Raw genomic sequence first — 21,065 nt, 5'->3', positions numbered from 1 at the left:
TCAACTCGCGATCCGGCCGTGGCCGGTTTCGAACCCTTTGCCGGACCCTAGCCCGTCGCCCAGCCCTCGGCACACGAACTCTGGCTCGGAGGTCTGCTCCTCGCGCGACGACTGAACCCGGATCGCACTGGCGGCAGGAGGAGGTCTGGGTAGAGCCGGCGCCGTGATCGATGGTGACGCCTCGCGAGTTCGGTGCTAGCTGCGTGAACATCACACCCCGCGCGAAAGTTTCACACCTCCGCAGCCACCATCCGCACCATGGACGAATCTCACACGCTCTGGACCATCGGCCATTCCACGCGCGAGTGGGACACATTCGTCGCGATGCTGCGTGAAGCGGGCATCGAAGCCCTCGCCGATGTGCGGCGTTATCCGGGTTCGCGTCGCCATCCGCAATTCGCGGCTGAAGCGATGGCGCGGTCACTGCCTGCGGTGGGTATCGAATTCGTACCGATGCCGGACCTGGGCGGACGACGCAGTCCGCGCAAGGACTCGGCCAGCACAGCATGGCGCAACCTGCATTTCCGCGGGTATGCGGACTACATGGGCACCAGCGAGTACCGTCACGCGCGCGATCGCCTGGCCGCGCTCGCGCGAGGCAAGCGCACGGCGATGATGTGCGCCGAAGCGATGTGGTGGCAATGCCATCGCAGCCTGATTGCCGACGATTTCAAGGCACAAGGCTGGACCGTGATCCACCTGGTGCAGCCCGGTCGTGCGCAGGAACATCCATACACGGGGGCCGCAAGGATCGTTGGAGGAAAACTCGACTACAGCGCGGAAGACCCGCCGCAACGGCCATTGCTTTGACGCGCGGTGCGCGGGCAATGCCAGTGCACCGCGTGCCAAAGAGCGGACTTACCGTCCCGCCACTTTCTTTCTTTCCGGCATCCGCTCCGGCCAGCCGCCCGCCAGCGCCTTGTACAACGCCACGGCACTGTTGACGCTCCGCGTCCGGCCATCCGCGAACGCATCCTGCGCCTGCAACTGCGTGCGTTCGGCATCGAGCACTTCGAACAGATCCGCCGCACCCGCTTCGAAACGCACGCGCGCGAGCTGTGCCGCCTTCGCACTGTCGAGCGCTGCCTGTTCCAGATGCTGGTCCTCGACGCGCGCGCGGGCGTGGCGGACCAGTGCGTTCTCGGTGTCCTCGAGCGCCAGCAGCACGGTTTGTTCGTAACGCGCGAGTTCGCCTTCGGCATCCGCGTCAGCGGCCTTGATGCGGGCGCGCACGCGGCCGATATCGAGGAACGACCAATCGATGCCGAGCGCCACCAGACGCGTTTCGCTGTCGCGTTCAAAGAGCGCGCTGCTGTCGATCGCCTGCGAACCGATCAGGCCGCCGAGCGTGAAGCGGGGGAACAGGTCTGCGGTCGCGACGCCGATCCGCGCCGTGGCCGCATGCAGGCGCTGTTCCGCTGCCGCGACATCGGGACGGTGGCGCAACACCTCGCCAGGCGCGTTTGGATCGATGCGCGCCGGCAACGGCGGCAATGGCTGCTGTTGCTCGAGTTCCCCGATCAACGCGTCCGGCGTGCGGCCAGTGAGCACCGCGATGCGATGCATCGTTACCGCCACCTGCGCTTCCAGTGCAGGAACGCGCGAACGCGTGGCTTCCAACTGTGCACGCGCACGCGACGTATCGAACTCGGTGCCGCGTCCCGCATTGAAACGCGCATCGACGAGGCGCAGCGTTTCCTGCTGGTTCTCCGCGTTTTCGCGAGCCACGCGCAGTCGCTCCTGCAGCCCGCGCAGATCAACGTAGCTGCGTGCGACCTCACCGACGATGGCAACCTGCATCGCCTGCAGGTCCGCGCCCGAAGCCGCCGCACCAGCACGCGAGGCTTCCACGCCGCGGCGGACGCGACCAAACAGGTCGAGTTCCCACGACACCTGCGCGCTCGCGCTGTAACTCTCGGCATCGCGGTCCGCGCGCGACACCCCAGGCGCCTGGTCGGCGCTGGCACGCCCGTCGGATGCTTCGCCGGTCGCCGTGATCGTCGGGAAATAATCGAACTTCGCACCGCGCAACAGCGCATTCGCCCGGTCGTAATTCGCCAGTGCGATACGCAGGTCGTGGTTGGCCGACAACGCTTCCTCGACCAGCCGCGTCAGCAGCGGATCATTGAAGCCGCGCCAGAACTCGTTGTCGGTGGCGAGGACGAAACCGCCGTTCTGCACAGGCACTTCGCCATCGACGGCGTCGCCCTGTCCTGCATTGCCAGCCTGCGCGAAGTGTTCGGGCGTTGGCATGTCCGGGCGCACGAAGTCGGGACCGACCGTGCACGCCGCAAGCACCATCGTGGCGACGGCGACGGCAAGCGGACGAAAGTTGAAAGTGCTCACCATGGCAATGTGTCCTCGAAATAGACGAAGCCACCATTCGGACCGGCATCGTCGAGCAGCGCCATCCGCACGCTGGTCTTCGCACCGTCGGCGACTTCGAGTTCGCCATGCGAATTCATGTCGGTCTTCACCGAACCCGGATGCACGGCGTTCACCTTGATGTTCGTGTCGCGCAACTCGTGCGCCAGCTGCACCGTCCAAGCGTTTACCGCGCTCTTGGACACGTTGTAGGCCGGCACCTTGAAATCGTAGATCGGCGAAGCCGGATCGGCATTCGCCGCGACCGAACCGAGGATGCTCGACACGTTGACGATGCGAGCGGACGGCGCGAGCTTCAGCAGCGGCAGGAATGCCTGCGTCGTGGCGACCACGCCGAACACGTTGGTGTCGAACGTTTCCCGCCAGGTGTCGAGCGACTGTTCCGACGGCTTACGCTCCGCATCGTCGCGGAAGACGCCGGCATTGTTGACGAGGATGTCGAGCTTGCCGTGCTTCTGTGCGATTTCCTGGGCGGCACTGGTAATGCTGTCCGCGCGGGTGACATCGAGCGAGATCGCTTCGACCGACAATCCTTCGGCCTGCAGCTTCAGCGAAGCTTCGACCGCCTTGCCGCGATCGCGACCGGCGAGCAGCACGTGCACCCCGTTGCTGGCGAGCTGGCGAACGGTTTCAAAGCCGATGCCGCGCGTGGCACCGGTGACGAGGGCGATCTTGGAAGAAGACATGGGGGAGTTCCTTGAATTAGGCGGACTTCGGCCCGCCGTGGAGATTCGGGAACCGCCGGCGGGCAAACCCGCCGGCAGCATTGCCGGTTGTCAGAGCACGGACGACGCGGTGATCGAGTGGGCCGCTAGCGAAGACGGTTTGTCGTGCCGCACCAACTCGCGGCCTGCGAGCTTGCGCAACGCCACGTAGAACACCGGCGTAAGGAACAGGCCGAACAGCGTCACGCCGAGCATTCCGGAGAACACCGTGATGCCGGTGACGGAGCGGACTTCCGCTCCGGCGCCGTGCGACAGCACCAGCGGGATCGTGCCGGCGATGAACGCGATCGACGTCATTACGATCGGCCGCAGCCGCAGGCGGCACGCTTCCAGCGCGGCTTCGACAATGCCCTTGCCCTGCATTTCCAGCTCGCGGGCGAACTCGACGATCAGGATCGCGTTCTTGCATGCCAGGCCCATCAACACGACGAGGCCAACCTGCACGAAGACGTTGTTGTCGCCCGTCAGCCATACACCCAGCAGCGCGGACAGCATCACGATCGGCACGATCAGGATTACCGCGAGCGGCAGCGTCCAGCTTTCGTACAGCGCGGCGAGCACGAGGAAGGCGAGCAGCACGGCGAGCGGGAAGACCACCATCGCCGCCTTGCCCTGCGTGGCCTGCTGATAGCTCAGGTCCGTCCACTCGATGCCCATACCGTTGGGCAGCACCTTTTGCGACAGCTCCTCGAGTTTTTCCATCGCCTCCGCGGACGAAAGCATGCGCGGATCGGCTTCGCCGAGGATGTCCGCCGCCGGATGGCCGTTGTAGCGGATCACCGGATCGGGGCCGAACGTCTCGGTGACCTTCACCATGCTGCCGATCGGCACCATCTCGCCATTGACATTGCGCGTGCGCAGGTTGGCGATGTCGTCGGCGCCGTCGCGGAACTGTCCGTCGGCCTGTGCGATCACCTGCCAGGTACGTCCGAACATGTTGAAGTCATTGACGTAAGCCGAACCGAGATACGTCTGCAACGTGTCGAACAGCTCGGTCAGCGGCACGCCCTGCGCCTTGGCCTTGGTGCGATCGACTTCCGCGTCGAGCTGCGGCACGTTCGCCTGGTAGCTGGTGTTGGGGAAGCCCAGCCCCGGTGTCTGCGCACCTGCACCCTGGAACGCCTGCACCGCACTCTGCAGCGCGCCGTAGCCGAGATTGTTCCGATCCTCGATGAAGAATGAGTAGCCCGAGCCGTTACCCAATCCCTGGATCGGCGGCGGCAACAGCGAGAACGCGAAACCGTCCTGGATGCCCGCGATCTTCGCGCTAAGCTCGTCGTTGATTTCCTTCGCGCTGCGATGACGCTGGCCGAACGGCTTGAGGTTGATGAAGGTGACGCCGTAGTTCGGCGTGTTGCTGAACTGCAGCGGGTTCAGGCCCGGGAAGGCGACGTCGTTCTGCACGCCATCGATCGCCATCGCGATCTCGCCGATCTTCTTCAGCGCCGCGTCCGTGCGCTCGATCGAAGAGCCTTCCGGCATCTTCACGCCGGCGATGATGTACGACTTGTCCTGCACCGGGATGAAGCCCTTCGGCACGATCTGGAACATGACGCCCGTGGCCACCAGCAGCACCGCATAGATCACGAACACCGCGCCGCGGCGACCGAGCGCCTTCGACACGCCACGCTGGTAGCGACCGGCGTTGGTGGCGAAGAAGCGGTTGAACGGACGGAACACCCAGCCGAACAGGCGATCGATCACCCGCGTCGGCGCGTCCTTGGCGGCGCCGTGCGGCTTGAGCAGGCGCGCGGCCAGCGCCGGCGACAGCGTCAGGGAGTTGATGGCCGAGATCACCGTCGAGATGGCGATCGTGACTGCGAACTGCTTGTAGAACTGGCCTGTAACGCCGGACAGGAACGCCATCGGCACGAACACTGCGCACAGCACCAGGGCGATCGCGATGATTGGCCCGGAGACTTCCTTCATCGCAAGGTGCGCGGCTTGCAACGGGGTGGCGCCGTCTTCGATATGGCGCTCGACGTTTTCCACGACGACGATCGCGTCGTCCACTACGATGCCGATGGCCAGGACCAGCCCGAACAGCGTCAGCGTGTTGATCGAGAAGCCGAGCAGGTGCAAGGCCGCGAACGTGCCGATCACCGACACGGGAACGGCGATCAGCGGAATGATCGAGGCGCGCCAGGTCTGCAGGAACAGGATCACGACCAGCACGACAAGGAAGGTGGCTTCGAGCAGCGTGGTCACGACCGCCTTGATCGAATCGCGCACGAAGATCGTGGTGTCGTAGATCGACTTGTATTCGACGCCCGGCGGAAACTGCTTGGACATCTCGTCCATGCGGCGGATGACTTCGTCACGAATCTGCAGCGCGTTGGCACCTGGCGCCTGGAAGATGCCGATCGCGGCGGCGTTCTTGCCGTCGAGGCGTGCACGCATGGTGTAGTCGCCCGCTGCAAGTTCGATGCGGGCCACGTCGGACAGGCGCACCACTTCGCCATCGGTACCGGACTTGATCACGACTTCGCCGAACTGTTCGGGTGTGGTCAGCCGGCCTTGGGCGTTGATCAGGGTCAGAAAGTCGCTTCCGTTCGGCATCGGTTCGGCACCGAGCTGTCCGGCAGAGACCTGGATGTTCTGCTCGCGCACTGCGCGCACGACATCACCTGCGGTCAGGCCGCGCGAGGCGATCTTGTCGGGATCCAGCCACAAGCGCATCGCGTAGTCGCCACCGCCGAACGGCTGGGCTTCGCCCACGCCCGGAATGCTCGCGAGCTGGTCCTTCACGTGCAGGCGCATGTAGTTGCGCAGGTACAGCGTGTCGTACTTGCCGGTGGGCGATACCAGGTGGACGACCATCAGGAAGACGGGCGACTGCTTCTGCGTGGTCACGCCCTGGCGGCGAACATCTTCCGGCAGTCGCGCGAGCGCCTGGGCAACGCGGTTCTGCACGCGCACCGCGGCTTCGTCCGCGTTGACCTCGGGGTTAAAGGTCACCGTGGTCTGCAGCACGCCATCGGAGCTGGCGACCGACTTGATGTACATCATGCCTTCGACGCCGCGGATGGCTTCTTCCAGCGGCGTGGCGACGGTTTCGGCGATGACCTTGGGATTGGCGCCCGGATACACGGTGCGCACGACCACCGAAGGCGGCACCACTTCGGGGTACTCGCCGATCGGCAGCAGCGGGATCGAGATCAGGCCGGCGGCGAAGATCACGATCGACAACACCGCGGCGAAGATCGGCCGGTCGATGAAGAATTTTGAGAAGTCCATGGGGAAGTTCCTTGTGGCCTGCTTGCGCAGAAATCCGCATGCAAAGAGGTAGGCCTGCCCGACCCTCTCCGCCAGGGGGAGGGAAACGGAGAGGATCGGCGGCCTGTAAACAACCGGCTGATCGGAGAAGCGAATCGATCAGCCGTTCAAGCGCACAACGTCAGGCGTTACTTCGCACCCGCGGCACTGGCGACCAGCTTCGGCGGCGGGGCGCCCATCGCGATCTGCTTCGGCGATACCGGCATGCCGGGGAAGAAGACCTTCTGCACGCCGTGCACGATCACCTTGTCCGCCGGCGTCAGTCCCGACTGCACGACGCGCAATCCGTCGATGTTCCGGCCGAGTACGACGTCCTTGCGCACCGCTTCGTTCTTCGGTCCGAGCACGTAGACGTATTTGCGGTCCTGGTCGGTGAGCACGGCCTTGTCATCGATCAGCAGGGCCTTGAACTCGCCCGTTCCCTGCAGCTGCACGCGGGCATACAGGCCGGGAGTGAAGACGCGATCGGGATTGCGCAGCACTGCTCGCGCACGAATCGTGCCGGTACGCGGATCGACCTGGTTGTCGACGAAATCGACGGTGCCTTCGTGCGGATAGCCCGTTTCGCTGGCAAGCCCGACGCGCACCGGATTCTTCGTGTCATCGCGTTCGCCCTTGCGTGCGAGCTCGGCGTAACGCAGGAAGCTCTGCTCATCGCTTTCGAAATAAACGAACACCGGATCCTGCGAGACGACCGTCGTCAGCAGCGTCGCATCGGCCTGGGCGAGGTTGCCCTCGGTCACCAGCGCACGTCCGGCGCGGCCACTGATCGGCGAACGCACCTGGGTGAACTGCAGGTCGAGCTGCGCGGCCGCGACCGCTGCTTCCGCCGCGCGCACCGAGGCATTCGTGCCGGAAGTAGCGGCCTTGCGCGTTTCGAATTCCTCGCGCGAGATCGCCTTGGCTTCGATCAGCGTCTGTGCACGCGCGTCCTGTGCCTGCGCCAGGCGCGATTCGCTGCGGGCGCGTTCGAGGTCGGCCCGCGCACGATCAAGCGCGGCCTTGTACGGACGCGGATCGATCACGAACAGCAGGTCGCCTTTACGCACTTCCTGACCTTCCTGGTACGCGACGCGCTGGACATAGCCGCTGACGCGCGGACGCAGGTCGACGGTTTCCACCGCCGCGACGCGGCCGGTGAATTCGTCCCACTGGTGCACGGGCTTGGCCAGCACGTAGGCGACGCTGACTTCAGGCGGCGGCGGCATGCCGGCGTTGGGCGCGGCTTCGCTGCTGCAACCGGCGATCGCGAGGATGAGGGTGACGCCGGCCGCGAGTGCCAGCCATGGCAGACCGGCAGCTGGCCGGAACAGTCCTGAGCGGGAGAGATACCTGCGGCTCATTTCGTACGCTCCTGGTTCTTCTTAGTGGGGTTGGTGTTTTTCGGGGAAGCGAGTGACGTGAAGTTCTCGAGCAGCTTGCGCACGTCCTGCAGACAGCGTGATGGCAGCAGGGATGCGTCGCTATCCATTTCTTGCGGTGCGATGCCGTGCGAAGCGGTGGACTCTGGAGCCTGGAGCTGCTTCAGGGTCAAGCCTTCGGAATCGTCCCTTTGCGAGTTCGACGAACGAGGCGATGCGGATTCGACATCGCCATCGGAGTACGGCTGCTTGTTGACTGCCGCTTGCGCGCCTTCATCCCAGGTCGCCTCGCTGCTGATGCATGCGTCGCTGCGGTAATCGACGACCGCTTCGGTGCAGCGCGAATCGTTGCGATGCTTCAGCAGGGCGAGCGCCTTGCGGCCGATGTGGTCGACGCAGGGCCATTGCTTGCAGGCGTGCTTCTCGTTGTCGTTGGTGCGAACGGGGGATTCGACTTCGAGCAACTGCAGGCGGACCGCATAAGTGAGCGCCTCGGCATGCAGCACGCGCGCAAGCATGTGCACCGCGGCCGCGGCGATCGAACGATGGCCGTAACCGGCCCAGGGATTGCGGCTGCCCGGCCCGCCGACCACGACGTAACCGCAGTTGCGGCCGGATTCCGCCAGCCACGGCAGCAGGTGTCGGGCCGCGACGAGATGCGGGATGACGGCGTCGTCGAAAGTTTCGCGCAGACGTTCGGAGGGATGATCGAGCAGACGTCCGCGTTCGTTGCCCGTACCGAGGGCGGCAACGACGCCGGCGAAGGGCCGGGTGAGCTTGCGCAGTTCCGATACCAGCGCGGTCGCGGAAGCGTCGTCCGCCACGGAACCCACGATGGTGCGAAGGCGTGCATCGGGATGGCGGGCGCGCAGCTCATCGAGCGATTGCCGATCCCGGGCGACCGCAACGACAGGCCAATCGGCTTCGATCGCGGCGCGGACAACGCCACTGCCGATCGTGCCGGTCGCACCGAGAACCAGAACCGCGGGCTTCATCGTCCCGCTCCCGGGACATTTTCTCCCGCATTCGGGATTATCCCGTTAACCCGCACATTCCGCTTCAGCCAGCTGGCAACAGGAAGCAGGATCAGCGCCACGGGCAATCCGACCACTACCGCGAGCACGCCCGCCATCATCCAGGCCTCGGCAACACCGGCAAAAAGCGCCTGTTTCAGAACGATTACAGCCAGCCCCAGCACGCCGGCGAACGCGGTCAGCATGATCAGGACATAGGCGAATCGGGCGCGGCGGGAGGACAACATGACTGCAGTACCGTGGGAACTGGTGCGCAGATTAGTCGCAGGGATGGCACTTGATTAGCCATCGATTAAGGGAATAATTGTCCCGACATCGGTCCAATCGGACCGTCCCCACCGGAGTCGCCCCCATGACCCGCGATCTCAACGACACCCTGATCTTCGTCAAGGTCGTCGAACACGGCAGTTTCATTTCCGCGGCGCGTTCGCTGCGGCTTCCCAAGACCACCGTCAGCCGCAAGGTACAGGAACTGGAAACGCGCCTCGGCGCGCAGTTGCTGCATCGGACCACGCGCAAGCTCGGGCTTACCGAAGCGGGCAACATCTATTTCGAGCATTGCCAGCGCATTGCTCGCGAACTCGACGAAGCCGAGAGCGCGGTTGGCCAGTTGCAGAGCGGTCCACGCGGCTGGCTGCGTTTCACTGCGCCCTACTCGCTCGGCATCGACAAGATCGCACCGCTGCTGGGCGAATTCCGCACGCGCCATCCGGAAGTGCGCGTCGAAATGCTGTTGAGCAACGAGCCGCTCGACCTGATCGACAAGGAAATCGACGTCGCGCTGCGCGTCGGAAACCTGCCCGATTCCAATCTCGTCGCGCGCAGGCTGGCGGTGTTCCGCACGCAGGTATTCGCGAGCCCGGAATACATCAAGCGGCACGGCGAACCGCTGCATCCCGACGACCTGCAGCACCATGCCACGCTCGCGATGAACAAGGCGCGCCGCAACGGCAACGGATTCGCCTGGGCACTGAGCGATGGCGAACGCACCATCGATTTCCGCATCGATCCCGTGTTCGTCGCCAACGACTACGGCGCGGTGAAAGGTGCCCTGCTCTGCGGCGAAGGCCTGATGCTGGCCGCGGACGTGATGATGAAGCCGCTCGCCGAACACGGTTACGTGCAGCGCGTGCTCGCCGGCTGGACCGGGCCCGAATACGAATTCAATGCGGTGTTCCCGCGCGGCATGACGCAGTCGCCGAAGGTGCGCGCGTTCATCGACTTCCTCGTCGAACGCCTCAACTTCGAAGCCAACTACATGGAAGAACTGTGCCCGATCTTCAAGCGCCAGCAGGAGCAGGCGATGGCGACCGCGGAACGCAAGCCCGGCAAGAAGCGCGGCGTAACGGCAGTCGAAGCGGCCTCGATTGCAGAGCCGGAAATTGAAGAAGAAGCGCTGGCCTGAGCCGCAGAAGCAAAACGGCGCGATCCGAAGATCGCGCCGTTTGATCACGAACCGGGTGACGCGGCGACAGCCACATCGAAAACACGGGTTCAATCGTCGTTGGTGATCAGCCCTTGCGCTTGGCTATCGAAGACCGTCGCCCCCCTCGGTGCGCTCAGGCTTACCAGGAATGTTTCATTGTTTTCCCGCGCCTGGTCTCCGTTGATGGTGACCGCGAATGTACGGCTGGTCTGTCCGGCGGTAATCGTCTGCCCAGTGAGACTGCGAGCGACATAGTCGCTCCCGGCGGCGGCACTGCCGTTCCTTGTGGCAATCGAATAGGTGACGTTGCTACTGGAGGCTTGAGAAAGCCGGACCGTGAACGTCGCCAGCTTCGTACCCGAGTTGCCTTCGCTTACCGACACGTCGCCGATCGAGAGCGTGGGGCCGTCGTCGTTGAGAATGACGCCCGTAGCCTGGCCAGCCGCGACCGTGGCCCCCGAGACCGAACTCAATCTGACGTAGAACGACTCGTTGGATTCGCGCGAGGTATCGCCATTGACGGTGACGGTGAAGGTGCGGGTGGTTTGTCCGGCGGTAATCGTCTGCCCGCCAAGACTGCGCGCAACGTAGTCGGTGCCTGCGGCCGCTGAGTTGTTGGCCGTGGCAATCGTGTAGGTGACATTGCTGGCCGACGGTGCCGACAGACGTACCGTAAACGTGGCGGTCCTGGTGCCGGAATTGCCTTCGCCGATCGCGACATTGCCGATCGAGAGCGAAGGCAACGACTGGCTGGACGGGTTGACGGTAAATGCTGTCGTCTGCCGGACGCCCGCATAGGTCGCCGACAGCGTGCCGGTGGTCGCCGTGCTGGTGGCCGCAGTGGTGATCGGGAAGCTGGCGCTGCGGGCGCCCTGCGCCACCGTTACGCTGGCGGGCACCGAGAACGCGCTACTGGCGCTGGCGAGCGCAACGATCGCGCCGCCTGTCGGCGCCACTGCCGACAAGGTCACTGTGCCCGTAGCCGACCGGCCACCGGTCACCGGGTTCGGACTGGCGCTCACCGAGCTAAGCGTCGGGGCGGTTGCGGCCGGCGGTTTCCAACCGAGCTGGACCACTTCGAAGTCGCTTGCCGAAAGCGTGGAGAACGCCGGGTTCAGCACGCTGTTGTTCCAGCGCACATCGAACGTGCCTGAGATGTACATGTCCGATCCGTTGTCGGCCACGATCAATCCGTACTTCTGCATGGCGCGGAAGATCTTCCGTGAGATCGGGTCGCTGGTCCGCAGCGCCGGGTCGACGCCGTTGACACTGCGCTTGAGGCGCAGGCGAGCTCCCAATGGCAGCGCACCGGCCGTGCTGCCGGCCCGGTGCGACGCGGGGAAGACATAGCCGTTCGTTGCACGGACGGTGACGCGCAAAGCGTGGTTGATTTCGGGCACTGCCGAATTGGCGGCTTCGTCATAGCGGATCAGCCCCGGGAAGATCGCCAGGCCGGAGGCATCGGCGGACGTCCAGCCTTCCGGCCGCCGGTTGTTGCGCTTCATGTCGAAGAACGCGCCGGAGCCGGCAAGCCATTTCGACTGCGACGACGAGTAGTAGACGTTGTAGAGCTCGTACAGGTAGCGGTTGGTGCAATCGATGATGAGCAGATGGCGGTCGGACTCGCCACGCTGGTCGACGTTGCCGGCCGCGCCACCTTCGATCCAGTGCGGTTGCGTGATCGCCTGGGTCGGGATGGGATAGAACGGAACACTCTTGCCGGTCGAATCGACCCCGTCGCTTTCGTCCCAGTACTCGAAGGTCACGGCCTGCTTGGGCTGCGAACCGTTCACGATGACGTACGGAAATCCATAGATCGCGGTGCTTCCCGGTGACTCCTCGCCCCCGAAGTCGGGATGCGGGCGGCGCGTACTTCCGATATAGGAGATGTAACTGGCCGATCCCGTATCGACCGGAGCCGAGCTGATGTCGACGTTCCACCAGTTGTCGGCGGGAAAGACCGGCAACGGGCCTGGCACGGGGGCACCCTGCACCGGAACCTGTTGTGGACACTCCTGTGCCTGTACCGCCCCGGCGAACATGCAGGACAGACCAAGAGTGAGCACAAAGTGCTTGAAGGAGCGGCGCATCGGAAATCCTCGGTTTTGCGTAGGCCGACGATGCTGGTGCCCACCGGGACGAGGATCAAACGGCAGTAGGCCGCTATGACACTCAAATCACAGTTTGGCTTGATGAATGAAGGTCCGGATTTAGTGGCCGTTTGGATACGTGAGCGCTGAACAGGCGGAGCCATGTTCCTGGCTGGCCGGGCGCTTCCGGACGCAGGGCGACCGACCGGGCTTTGTGCGCGGCGGGTTCCGTAACCTGTTTTGAGTCAGGCTGACGCGCCTCACGGAGACCTGGCCCTGGCCACAAAAAAACCGCCTTGAGGCGGTTTCATTGTGCTTTTTCCCGTACCGGTTGGTCCGGACAATTAAAGAACGGCCAAGCCGTTGTATTAATTGGTGGGCGGTACAGGGTTCGAACCTGTGACCCCTACCATGTCAAGGTAGTGCTCTACCGCTGAGCTAACCGCCCGTTTGCAGCCTGCAACCCCGCTGCAAGGGGCGCGCAGTGTAGCCCGGCCGCTGCCCTCGCGACAAGGCTTTCCTCAGTCCCCCACTCGCCGGGATGAGTTATGAAGTGTCGGGCCGAAGTGCGTTGCCTCAGGTTCTCCGGCCGACGGCCTATGCGGCAAAACCAGCTTCGCGCAGGCGCCGTAACTGGTCGCGCACCGCCGCGGCCTCCTCGAATTCCAGGTCGCGCGCGTGCTTGTACATCTTCTGCTCCAGCGCTTTCACCCGCGCCGCGAACTGGGCCGGGCTGAGCGCGGCGTATTCCGCGGCTTCCTCGGCCACCTTGCGTTGTTTGCCTCGGGCCTTGAGCGACTCGGGGTCGACACGCGCGCCTTCCATCACGTCCATTACGGCGCGCACCACGCTCTGCGGCGTGATGCCGTGCGCCTGGTTGTATTCGACCTGCTTCTGGCGGCGACGATCGGTTTCCTCGATCGCCTTCTGCATCGAGTTGGTGATGCGATCGGCATACAGGATCGCCTTGCCCCGCAGGTTGCGCGCCGCGCGGCCGATGGTCTGGATCAGCGAGCCGGCCGAACGCAGGAAGCCTTCCTTGTCGGCGTCGAGGATCGCGACCAGTGAGACCTCGGGCATGTCCAGGCCCTCGCGCAGCAGGTTGATGCCGACCAGCACGTCGAACTTGCCCAGGCGCAGGTCGCGGATGATTTCCACGCGCTCGACCGTATCGATGTCCGAATGCAGGTAACGGACGCGAACGCCGTGCTCGCCGAGGTATTCAGTGAGATTCTCGGCCATGCGCTTTGTCAGCGTGGTGATCAGCACGCGGTCGCCCATCGCGACGCGCAGGCTGATTTCGCCCAGGACGTCATCGACCTGCGTCGCCACGGGGCGGATCTCGACTTCCGGGTCGATCAGGCCGGTTGGGCGCACGACGAGTTCGGTGATTTCGCCTTCGGAATGCTTCAGCTCATACGCACTTGGCGTCGCGGAGACGAAAATCGCACGCGGCGAACGCAGCTCCCATTCCTCGAATTTGAGCGGCCGGTTGTCGAGCGCCGATGGCAGGCGGAATCCGAATTCGACCAACGTTTCCTTGCGCGAACGGTCGCCCTTGTACATCGCCCCGACCTGCGGAACGGTCACGTGGGACTCGTCGACGACGAGCAGTGCATCGGGCGGCAGGTAGTCGAACAGGCACGGCGGCGGCTCGCCGGGCATGTGGCCGGTGAGATGGCGGCTGTAGTTCTCGATGCCGTTGCAGTAACCAACTTCGGCGAGCATCTCGAGATCGAACTGCGTACGCTGCGCGAGGCGCTGCGCTTCGACCAGCTTGTTCTGTGCGTACAACTGTTCGAGGCGCTCGCGCAGCTCGTCCTTGATCGCGGTGATGGCGTCCAGGACGGTGCGGCGCGACGTGACGTAATGGGAACCCGGATAAATCGTGAAGCGCGGCACCTTGCGCAGGGTTTCGCCGGTGAGCGGATCGAACATCGTGAGGTTTTCGATCTCGCCGTCGAACAGCTCGATGCGCAGCGCTTCGCTGTCGCTTTCGGCCGGGTGCACATCGATCACTTCGCCGCGAACCCGATAGGTGGCGCGACGCAATTCTGTGTCATTGCGCGTGTACTGCATCTCGGTAAGCCGACGGATCAGCTCGCGCTGCTCGATGCGCTCGCCGCGAATCATGTGCAGCACCATCTTGAAGTATTCGTTCGGATCGCCTAGGCCGTAGATGGCAGAAACGGTGCAGACGATCAGCGCGTCCTTGCGCTCGAGCAACGCTTTCGTCGCCGACAGGCGCATCTGTTCGATGTGCTCGTTCACCGAGCTGTCCTTCTCGATGTAGGTATCGGAGGACGGGACGTAGGCTTCGGGCTGGTAGTAGTCGTAGTAGCTGACGAAGTACTCGACCGCGTTATGCGGGAAGAACGACTTGAACTCGCCATACAGCTGAGCGGCAAGCGTCTTGTTCGGCGCCATCACGATCGTCGGCTTCTGCACCTGCTGGACGACGTTGGCGATGGTGAAGGTCTTGCCGGAACCCGTGACGCCCAGCAGCGTCTGGTGCGCTAGGCCGTTCTCGAAACCGGCGACCAGCTTCTCGATCGCCTGCGGCTGGTCGCCGGCGGGCTGGTACGGGGACACCAGCTGGAAGCCGGCTGGGTGGATCAGATCGTTCATCGGCCTGCGGGGGAGATAGGCAATCAGTGAGTTTAGCCAGTCCCGGTAATGAGGGCGGCTGCGGGGTTTTCCTACCCAGCGTTCGGGAGAAGGCCGGCTGCTGCACCTGAACAGCTCAGTCAGGCTGGCGGCATCCCAGACCTGGAGACCGCGATGTTCCGCCCTGTGAAAGGATTCACCCTGATCGAAGCTTTGGTCGTCATGGCAATAGCCGCGATTTTGCTGGCAGTTGCTGTTCCGGCGTGGTCGCATGCCAGGGCGGCGGCGAACGCCGGGGCAGTCCGCGCAAGGCTTGCGACCAGCCTGCTAGATGCCGTTCGCCACTCATCCATCGCGGGAACTGAAGTGGTGATTTGTCCGGCCTCGTCATCGGGCCTCTGCAGTGGATCAACGAACTGGGATTCCGGCTGGATCGCCTTCGCAGACATCAACGGAAGCCGTGCGCCTGACCCCAATGAAACCAGGCTGAGTGGCGGGGATGCGTTGCCAGATGACGTGCACTTGCGCACAACAACCGGTCGAACGCGACTGGTCTTTCAACCAAATGGCGGCAACGCGGGCTCAAATGTCACCTTCACGCTATGCGACTCGCGCGGCCCTAGATCCGCGACAACTCTGGTCCTGTCCAACGCTGGCAATCTTCGGCCGGGACAACCCACGGCAGCCGCCGCCTGGAACTGCGTATACGGCCAATAGACCAGCAACGCCCGAAATGCCAATGCCTTGAGCCGACACGAAGATGTAGCAACAAAAAACCCGCCTTTCGGCGGGTTTTCTGCTTGATCTGGCGCCCGAAGTTGGACTCGAACCAACGACCCCCTGATTAACAGTCAAGTGCTCTAACCGGCTGAGCTATTCGGGCGGGGCGCGTATTGTGCAACCCCGCTCGCCTTAACGTCAACAACCCTTACTCGCACGTCCACCCTGCAAATGCTGCTCCGTTGCATACCGGTGCTGCGTTCACATCGGATACTGCACTGAATACCAGTGTATGCGTGGCGCCAGCTGTCACGGAACTAAGTATCACGCGGCTGACTTCCGACGGCTTACCTGCAGTACCGGAAACCAACGTACCTCCAGTCAGAGCGTACGCCTTGCACACCGCCTGCCCTTGCCCGATCTTGCCAGTGCCTCCGGTGCAAGGATTGTTGATGTTGCCATTCTCGGCTTTCAGGTAGTTAAAGCTGCCCACGGCAACAGTCACGCCGCTCATGCTCTCCGTCGTGCACTCGAACGGATTACCTCCGCGCGAAGCGTTTTCCGGATTGCAGGGCTGAGGAGAGGTGGAACCAACGTTGACCAGCGGGTCATTGACTGCATTATTGTCCGTCGCGTATGGCAAGCCACGTAGCTCAATCAGGAACCTGGTGCCCCCAGAAACATTCGCGAATCCTCGTTTGGGATCTGTCGCATTTCCGAACAATATGCCGGCGGGATTCGCTACGGTCAGCCACGTCCCGGTCCGGGTGCCAGAAGCCAACGCGAACGTCTGTTCGTCCTTGATCGGATTATCGTCGTCCTCTGGGCTGATCGGAGCTACCAAGGCCAATCCCGACACGAAGCGATTCAGTGCCGCCTGCGCGTAATTCTTGAGCGTCGTCGGAAGCGCGAGCGTTCCCGTGTGCACGATGCCGGTGTCACTGGTTTCCTGACCTCGCCAAGTTGCCAGCTCTGTGGCATTGACCGTCGCTACCGGCACGTATGGCAGAACGCACTGCGCCTGCGCGACAGTGTCCACCCCCTCGCAATCGTCAATCACCTTATCGATCTTGCTAACTGCACTTGCTTCCAGGTAATCCGTCAGCACGGCACGCGCATGCAACCACCGCGTATCACCCGCCTTGATCGGAACATATTCGGGATTATTAAGGCCTGCCGCACTCTGCATGTTCGCCAACGCAGCCCCGTCCAACGCGGTCTTGTCGTAAAAGAACTGTTTGATGAAGTCGTAAGCGAAGGTTACGTAGTTCGTCTTTCCGGCCTCGGATACCAACGCTGAGGTGGCCGCGTTATTGTCGGAAGGCGCAGTTGTGGACCCAGTTGTTGACGGGTACACCTGCGTCGGGAGCAGAGCGATGTCCTGCACCTTGGGGTCAGGCGTGACGCGCCAAATTCCATCGACCCTGATCACGCGACAGGCCTCAAGGAAAGTACCTGTCGTAGCCGGACTTCCCGCGATGTTCAGATAATGTGCGTGCGTCGTCGACCAAGGGTTGAACTTTGGCCCCGTCGCCCCCGCATCATCGTGGTCCCGACAGCAGACATCGCAAAGCTCGCTCTGCGCGACGCTCGTATCTGGGCTCCGGGTTGGAACACCCGCTGCAACTGGCTGGGTGTAACGAGTGCCGTCCCAGTAGCTCGGCCGATATGCCCTATCCCTCAGCAAAACGTTGACCTCCGGCGCATTCCCCCCCGTGGGAAAACCGTCCAGGCCGGCTTGGCAGGTGCAGCCCACCATCGCGGTCTCGATACGCTTGTCGAAGCGCGCAAATCCGCTTGCAAGGCCCTCGCTGGCATTGAAGGTAAGAAGATCGAAACGTGTATCCGACACCAAGGTATCGTTATTGCGGCCCACCAATTCTGGCTTCGGGTTTGTTGCCGCAGTGTCCTCACCGCCACCCATTGCAATTGGAATCATGCCCTCGGTTACGGGCGACGGGCGACGCACGATAGGCCGGTAGGATCCTCCTGTCGGAGGGTCGAGCTCATTGAGAAGATTCTGGCTCAACAGCAGTGGGCTTACGACACTGCGGACATGTATGTTGCGAGGCGCCCCGGTGACGTCTGTCCATTGCAATCCAAGATCGATTGTCTTGTATTTGGAAGACCCGTTCGTGATTTCCGCAATGGTCGTAGATTCGCTGAGAGTCGAAACGCCCATTGCCTGCGCTGCAGCAGTGAGCGCATTGCCTGTGGACGTGGATAACAGAGCCTGCTGATTACCAGTAGGAATCGCACCATAGCCTTGTTGCCTCGCAGCTTCGACCAGCGATTGCGCATAGATCGCAACCTGCGATCGCGCTTTCGCATCAGCACTGTTCCGCACCAAAGCACCCTGGAGTGCAGAAAGCGCCAGCAATCCGGTGGCCAGCACTACGACCGCGATCAATACTTCGATCAGTGAGAAGCCGACCTGTTTCGAAGTTGGCGTCGATGTTGTCTTCATCTGCATTGCTCCGCTCAGTACCGCACACGGTCCGTCCACGATCCCGGCAGTGATGTCGGATCGGGCGGCAACTCAGGGTCATTGACCAGATTGCTGAGCACTTTCTCGTTGAAGACGATCGCAGCAGTGCCGCCGCCGCCAGACGTCATGCGACCCTGCACCACGGCGGCCCCATAGATGGTGGCTCCCGCGTTCAATCCGAGCTCGCCACTGCCGCCCGTCGTAGCGTCGAGCGTCGAGCTGGCATTGGGTTCTCTCACGAAAAGTAATCCGTAAAGCCTAAAGTGCACCTGCGTCAGGGCGCCGTCATAGATCAGCGCCACCGGGTGGCTGGGAGTGCCGAAGTCATCCAACCCGCGAAGCGTGGTGTTGCAGTCATATCCAGCCATTCCGGCGACCGTACTTCCTCCGGACTGGATGGGTTGCGAATGCACCCAGACAATGCCGCGTGAACCCGCTCCTAGTGCGCTGCATTCGGCCGCGTCATTCACACCGTCGCCGATGTGAACGATGTGATCAAGCTTCAGCAGATAGCACGTATCTTCAGGAAGTGTCGCGGTGGTCTGCACCCCTGTTGCAGGATGCGGAAACTTGCACTCCGATACGCGTCTGGTCTCCGCGAAGTTGAACTCCTTGTTGGAGGAGATATCTCCACCCGTTCCTGCAACGTTGTCATCCCAGCCCCGCTTTCCAAAAACGAAGGCAAATAGGTCTGGCGGAAACTCGGACCGGCGGATATCGAGATTGGGAGCAACGGCGCAATCATTGGGCTCGTTGTTGTCGATATCCACTATGTCCATGCCTTGGCACGCCTGACTGCCAGACTTGGGGTACGACAGCGAATCCGTCCCTGGACACGAGCAGGTATGGCAGACCTCGATTCCGTCGTAGTACTGAGGCCCTCCGCTTGCGTTGGTGCCACCCTGGCGCAGGAACGCTTCCATGTAGCAAGTGTTGGGGGTGCCACTCTTGGTCATTTCCAGCCGCGTCCAGACGGAGACCGGCATGTTGGACCCCTCACCTAGACCAGCCGCATTCGGCGACGCGACGATCTGAAGACCGCCGCCGACCTCGACAGATCCGGACGCCACAACCGGCGGAATACCCGGCCGGAAATTGAAGATCCCATAGGAACCGATTGTCTGTGTGGCCGTCGCGCTTGATCCTTCGTCTGGCAGCCCGCCCTTGGACACCAGGGTAAGGGCCCAGATCGATGAAGCTTCCGCATCGTTAGTCGCGCAGGAAGTTGGTGAAGTAGCACTCGTCGGCCGCTTGATGCGACACATCACTGCCCCGACCTGCTGGGTTGCGGCGAATCCCCCTGTCGAGGTAATTGCGCTGGGAAGCGGAATTAGCCGCGCCGCGAATCCGGTGCCGCTGCCACCAATAAACCGATACATGGTGGAACGGCGAGGAAGGGAGGCGTCTGCGGCACTGTTCTGCGAGATGGCTCCGCACGGGAAGCTCGTGTCGGTTGTCGCACACAACTCCCACTTGGAGGTGTCGGATCGGACGGTCGGATTAGCCGCAAAGTACTCAGCAGCCTGATGGATGCCGGAATCGGCGAGCTCCTGGACAAGTTTGGCTCGATAGTCATTGCCCGAGGTCCGCTGTTCGAAGGTACCCACTCGCAACGCGAAAAGCACAAACATCGAGGAGAGCAGCAGGAGCAGGACAACAATCAGGAGCACGTTTCCCGACTGACGCGGTTTGGCATTAAAGTGATTCATCAGTCCACCTCTCCCGAGCGGATGTAGACATCTTGCTGGAACGTTCTGGTCAGGTTTGCCAAGTCGCCCGTCGCCTGGGCCAGGCGCCCACCAACACGAATACGTACGAAGCTGTCTACCGAAGAAGTGCCGTCGTAAGGAGCGGTCGTATCGTTATCGAACGAAAGTGCACTTACCACGACTTGGGGCGTGCTGATGGCAGTGCCGCCGCTACAAGTACCGCTGCTCGCCAGAAAAATCCGATTGCCACTTAGGTAGATGGCCCGCTGAACTTGACCGCCGCCCTCACTGGGCGGCTGGTCATACCGCAAACTAAGACAGTCCCCCGTGGCACTGATCGTCACCCCGTCATTTACTTGAGGGGGCGTGCCTGCGCCAGACTGCGTGACATTGGCAATCGGATCAGCGACATACCGCGCCCTGCGAACCTCACGACCAATTACTTCGGTGAGAGCTCGGAGTTCCTGGGTCAACCGTGTCGTCTTGAGGTCATCAGAATTCGCGCGTGCAAGCGAGAGAAAAAAGCTGATCGCAGCAAACGAAACTATGAGGGACGCCACCATGGCAACCAGAAGCTCGACCAAGGTAAAGCCTTGAAGCGCCCGGGGTGCAATGCCGTGAGTGTTTTTTTTCAGCATGTGGGATATCCGGGGAATGGATCCTTGCTGGCTGGACGGCATGCCCGAGCCTGACCGAGCGGAGAGATCTGGACTTCCAGGCCATACCTTCCGGTACTTGAGAGAAACGTCACGCTTGCCGGGCTCAGTGGTGTAAGTGTCCCGTTCTTGCTGTCAAACGTGATTGTTGCCCCCCCCGAAGCCATCGTGACTCCCCGACCATCTGCGGCGGCGACCAGGCGCTGTGCACTTACCAGGCAAGTATCGGGCGCTGTTTCGCAGGCACACGGGGCTGGATCGACAGGAGCCAGTTCACCCGCAGCAGGATCGGCCTGCTGGATACCACCGACGCACCAATCGCTTGTGTCGCTGGAGAACTTGACCTTGACGTTGCGGTCAGCCTTGACTGCTCCCTGCCTCGCAGTTGCAAACACGGTCAAAACATCTTCGACCGCTCCGCGAAGGCGATAACGCTCGAAGAACTCACGTAACGAGGGGGCCGCGGTCGCTGCGAGGATGGCGATGACCGCCAGCGTGACCATCAACTCCACCAGAGTGAACCCCTTGAAGCTTCTTGAGCGCACGTCGTTACCCCAGACTTAGCTCGCGAGACTTTGAGAGAGGAAC

The 21,065-nt window shown here is 62.7% G+C and carries 15 protein-coding genes and 2 tRNA genes; 3 read left to right on the top strand and 14 right to left on the bottom strand.

What is annotated here, in order from left to right:
• The first annotated feature begins 258 nt into the window (after positions 1-258).
• Positions 259-810, top strand: coding sequence for a DUF488 domain-containing protein (locus tag ASD14_RS10190; protein WP_056132910.1), 552 nt, complete (start codon positions 259-261; stop codon positions 808-810).
• Positions 811-858: 48 nt separating this feature from the next.
• Here ASD14_RS10190 and ASD14_RS10185 read toward each other — a convergent pair whose 3' ends face one another.
• The 6 genes from ASD14_RS10185 to ASD14_RS10160 form a co-directional block, all read right to left on the bottom strand.
• Complete coding sequence (locus ASD14_RS10185) at positions 859-2,346, bottom strand: efflux transporter outer membrane subunit (RefSeq protein ID WP_235565377.1); 1,488 nt, start codon at positions 2,344-2,346, stop codon at positions 859-861.
• Complete coding sequence (locus tag ASD14_RS10180; protein ID WP_056132902.1) at positions 2,343-3,071, bottom strand: SDR family oxidoreductase; 729 nt, start codon at positions 3,069-3,071, stop codon at positions 2,343-2,345. The genes ASD14_RS10185 and ASD14_RS10180 overlap by 4 nt, the downstream gene beginning before the upstream one ends.
• 90 nt (positions 3,072-3,161) lie before the next feature.
• Positions 3,162-6,347: a multidrug efflux RND transporter permease subunit gene (locus ASD14_RS10175; RefSeq protein ID WP_056132900.1), complete on the bottom strand. Its 3,186-nt coding sequence runs from the start codon at positions 6,345-6,347 to the stop codon at positions 3,162-3,164.
• Between the two features lie 167 nt (positions 6,348-6,514).
• Entirely contained in the window at positions 6,515-7,729 is a 1,215-nt protein-coding gene (locus ASD14_RS10170) for an efflux RND transporter periplasmic adaptor subunit (protein ID WP_056132897.1), read from the bottom strand.
• Positions 7,726-8,742 carry an SDR family oxidoreductase gene (locus tag ASD14_RS10165; RefSeq protein ID WP_056132893.1) on the bottom strand — a complete coding sequence of 339 codons (1,017 nt, stop codon included), beginning with the start codon at positions 8,740-8,742 and terminating at the stop codon, positions 7,726-7,728. The genes ASD14_RS10170 and ASD14_RS10165 overlap by 4 nt, the downstream gene beginning before the upstream one ends.
• Entirely contained in the window at positions 8,739-9,008 is a 270-nt protein-coding gene (locus ASD14_RS10160; protein ID WP_056132890.1) for a hypothetical protein, read from the bottom strand. The genes ASD14_RS10165 and ASD14_RS10160 overlap by 4 nt, the downstream gene beginning before the upstream one ends.
• 125 nt (positions 9,009-9,133) lie before the next feature.
• On the opposite strand from ASD14_RS10160, the gene ASD14_RS10155 reads away from it, so the two are divergent.
• On the top strand, positions 9,134-10,186 hold the full coding sequence (locus ASD14_RS10155) for a LysR family transcriptional regulator (RefSeq protein ID WP_056132887.1): 1,053 nt from the start codon (positions 9,134-9,136) through the stop codon (positions 10,184-10,186).
• Positions 10,187-10,275: 89 nt separating this feature from the next.
• On the opposite strand, the gene ASD14_RS10150 is transcribed toward ASD14_RS10155, so the two are convergent.
• The 3 genes from ASD14_RS10150 to uvrB form a co-directional block, all read right to left on the bottom strand.
• Positions 10,276-12,297: a Calx-beta domain-containing protein gene (locus ASD14_RS10150; RefSeq protein ID WP_082538903.1), complete on the bottom strand. Its 2,022-nt coding sequence runs from the start codon at positions 12,295-12,297 to the stop codon at positions 10,276-10,278.
• Between the two features lie 373 nt (positions 12,298-12,670).
• A tRNA-Val gene (locus tag ASD14_RS10145) sits at positions 12,671-12,745 on the bottom strand.
• 149 nt (positions 12,746-12,894) lie between these two features.
• Entirely contained in the window at positions 12,895-14,925 is a 2,031-nt protein-coding gene (uvrB, locus tag ASD14_RS10140) for an excinuclease ABC subunit UvrB (RefSeq protein ID WP_056132882.1), read from the bottom strand.
• A gap of 153 nt (positions 14,926-15,078) precedes the next feature.
• Between uvrB and ASD14_RS15750 the strand changes: the two genes are divergently transcribed.
• Complete coding sequence (locus ASD14_RS15750) at positions 15,079-15,621, top strand: GspH/FimT family protein (protein ID WP_162247703.1); 543 nt, start codon at positions 15,079-15,081, stop codon at positions 15,619-15,621.
• Positions 15,622-15,710: 89 nt separating this feature from the next.
• Here ASD14_RS15750 and ASD14_RS10130 read toward each other — a convergent pair.
• The 5 genes from ASD14_RS10130 to ASD14_RS15745 form a co-directional block, all read right to left on the bottom strand.
• Positions 15,711-15,787: transfer RNA gene (locus tag ASD14_RS10130), tRNA-Asn, on the bottom strand.
• 45 nt (positions 15,788-15,832) lie between these two features.
• On the bottom strand, positions 15,833-18,097 hold the full coding sequence (locus ASD14_RS10125) for a prepilin-type N-terminal cleavage/methylation domain-containing protein (protein WP_056132876.1): 2,265 nt from the start codon (positions 18,095-18,097) through the stop codon (positions 15,833-15,835).
• Between the two features lie 8 nt (positions 18,098-18,105).
• Positions 18,106-19,821, bottom strand: coding sequence for a hypothetical protein (locus ASD14_RS10120; RefSeq protein WP_056132872.1), 1,716 nt, complete (start codon positions 19,819-19,821; stop codon positions 18,106-18,108).
• Positions 19,821-20,459, bottom strand: a complete 639-nt coding sequence (locus ASD14_RS10115) for a prepilin-type N-terminal cleavage/methylation domain-containing protein (protein WP_056132869.1) — start codon at positions 20,457-20,459, stop codon at positions 19,821-19,823. The genes ASD14_RS10120 and ASD14_RS10115 overlap by 1 nt, the downstream gene beginning before the upstream one ends.
• Positions 20,453-21,022, bottom strand: coding sequence for a GspH/FimT family pseudopilin (locus ASD14_RS15745; protein ID WP_157475255.1), 570 nt, complete (start codon positions 21,020-21,022; stop codon positions 20,453-20,455). Before ASD14_RS15745 ends, ASD14_RS10115 begins: the two co-directional genes overlap by 7 nt.
• Positions 21,023-21,065: the final 43 nt, after the last annotated feature.

The organism is Lysobacter sp. Root494, from assembly GCF_001427225.1.
Classification (GTDB): Bacteria; Pseudomonadota; Gammaproteobacteria; order Xanthomonadales; family Xanthomonadaceae; genus Agrilutibacter.
This window is presented reverse-complemented; position numbering and strand designations above follow the sequence as displayed.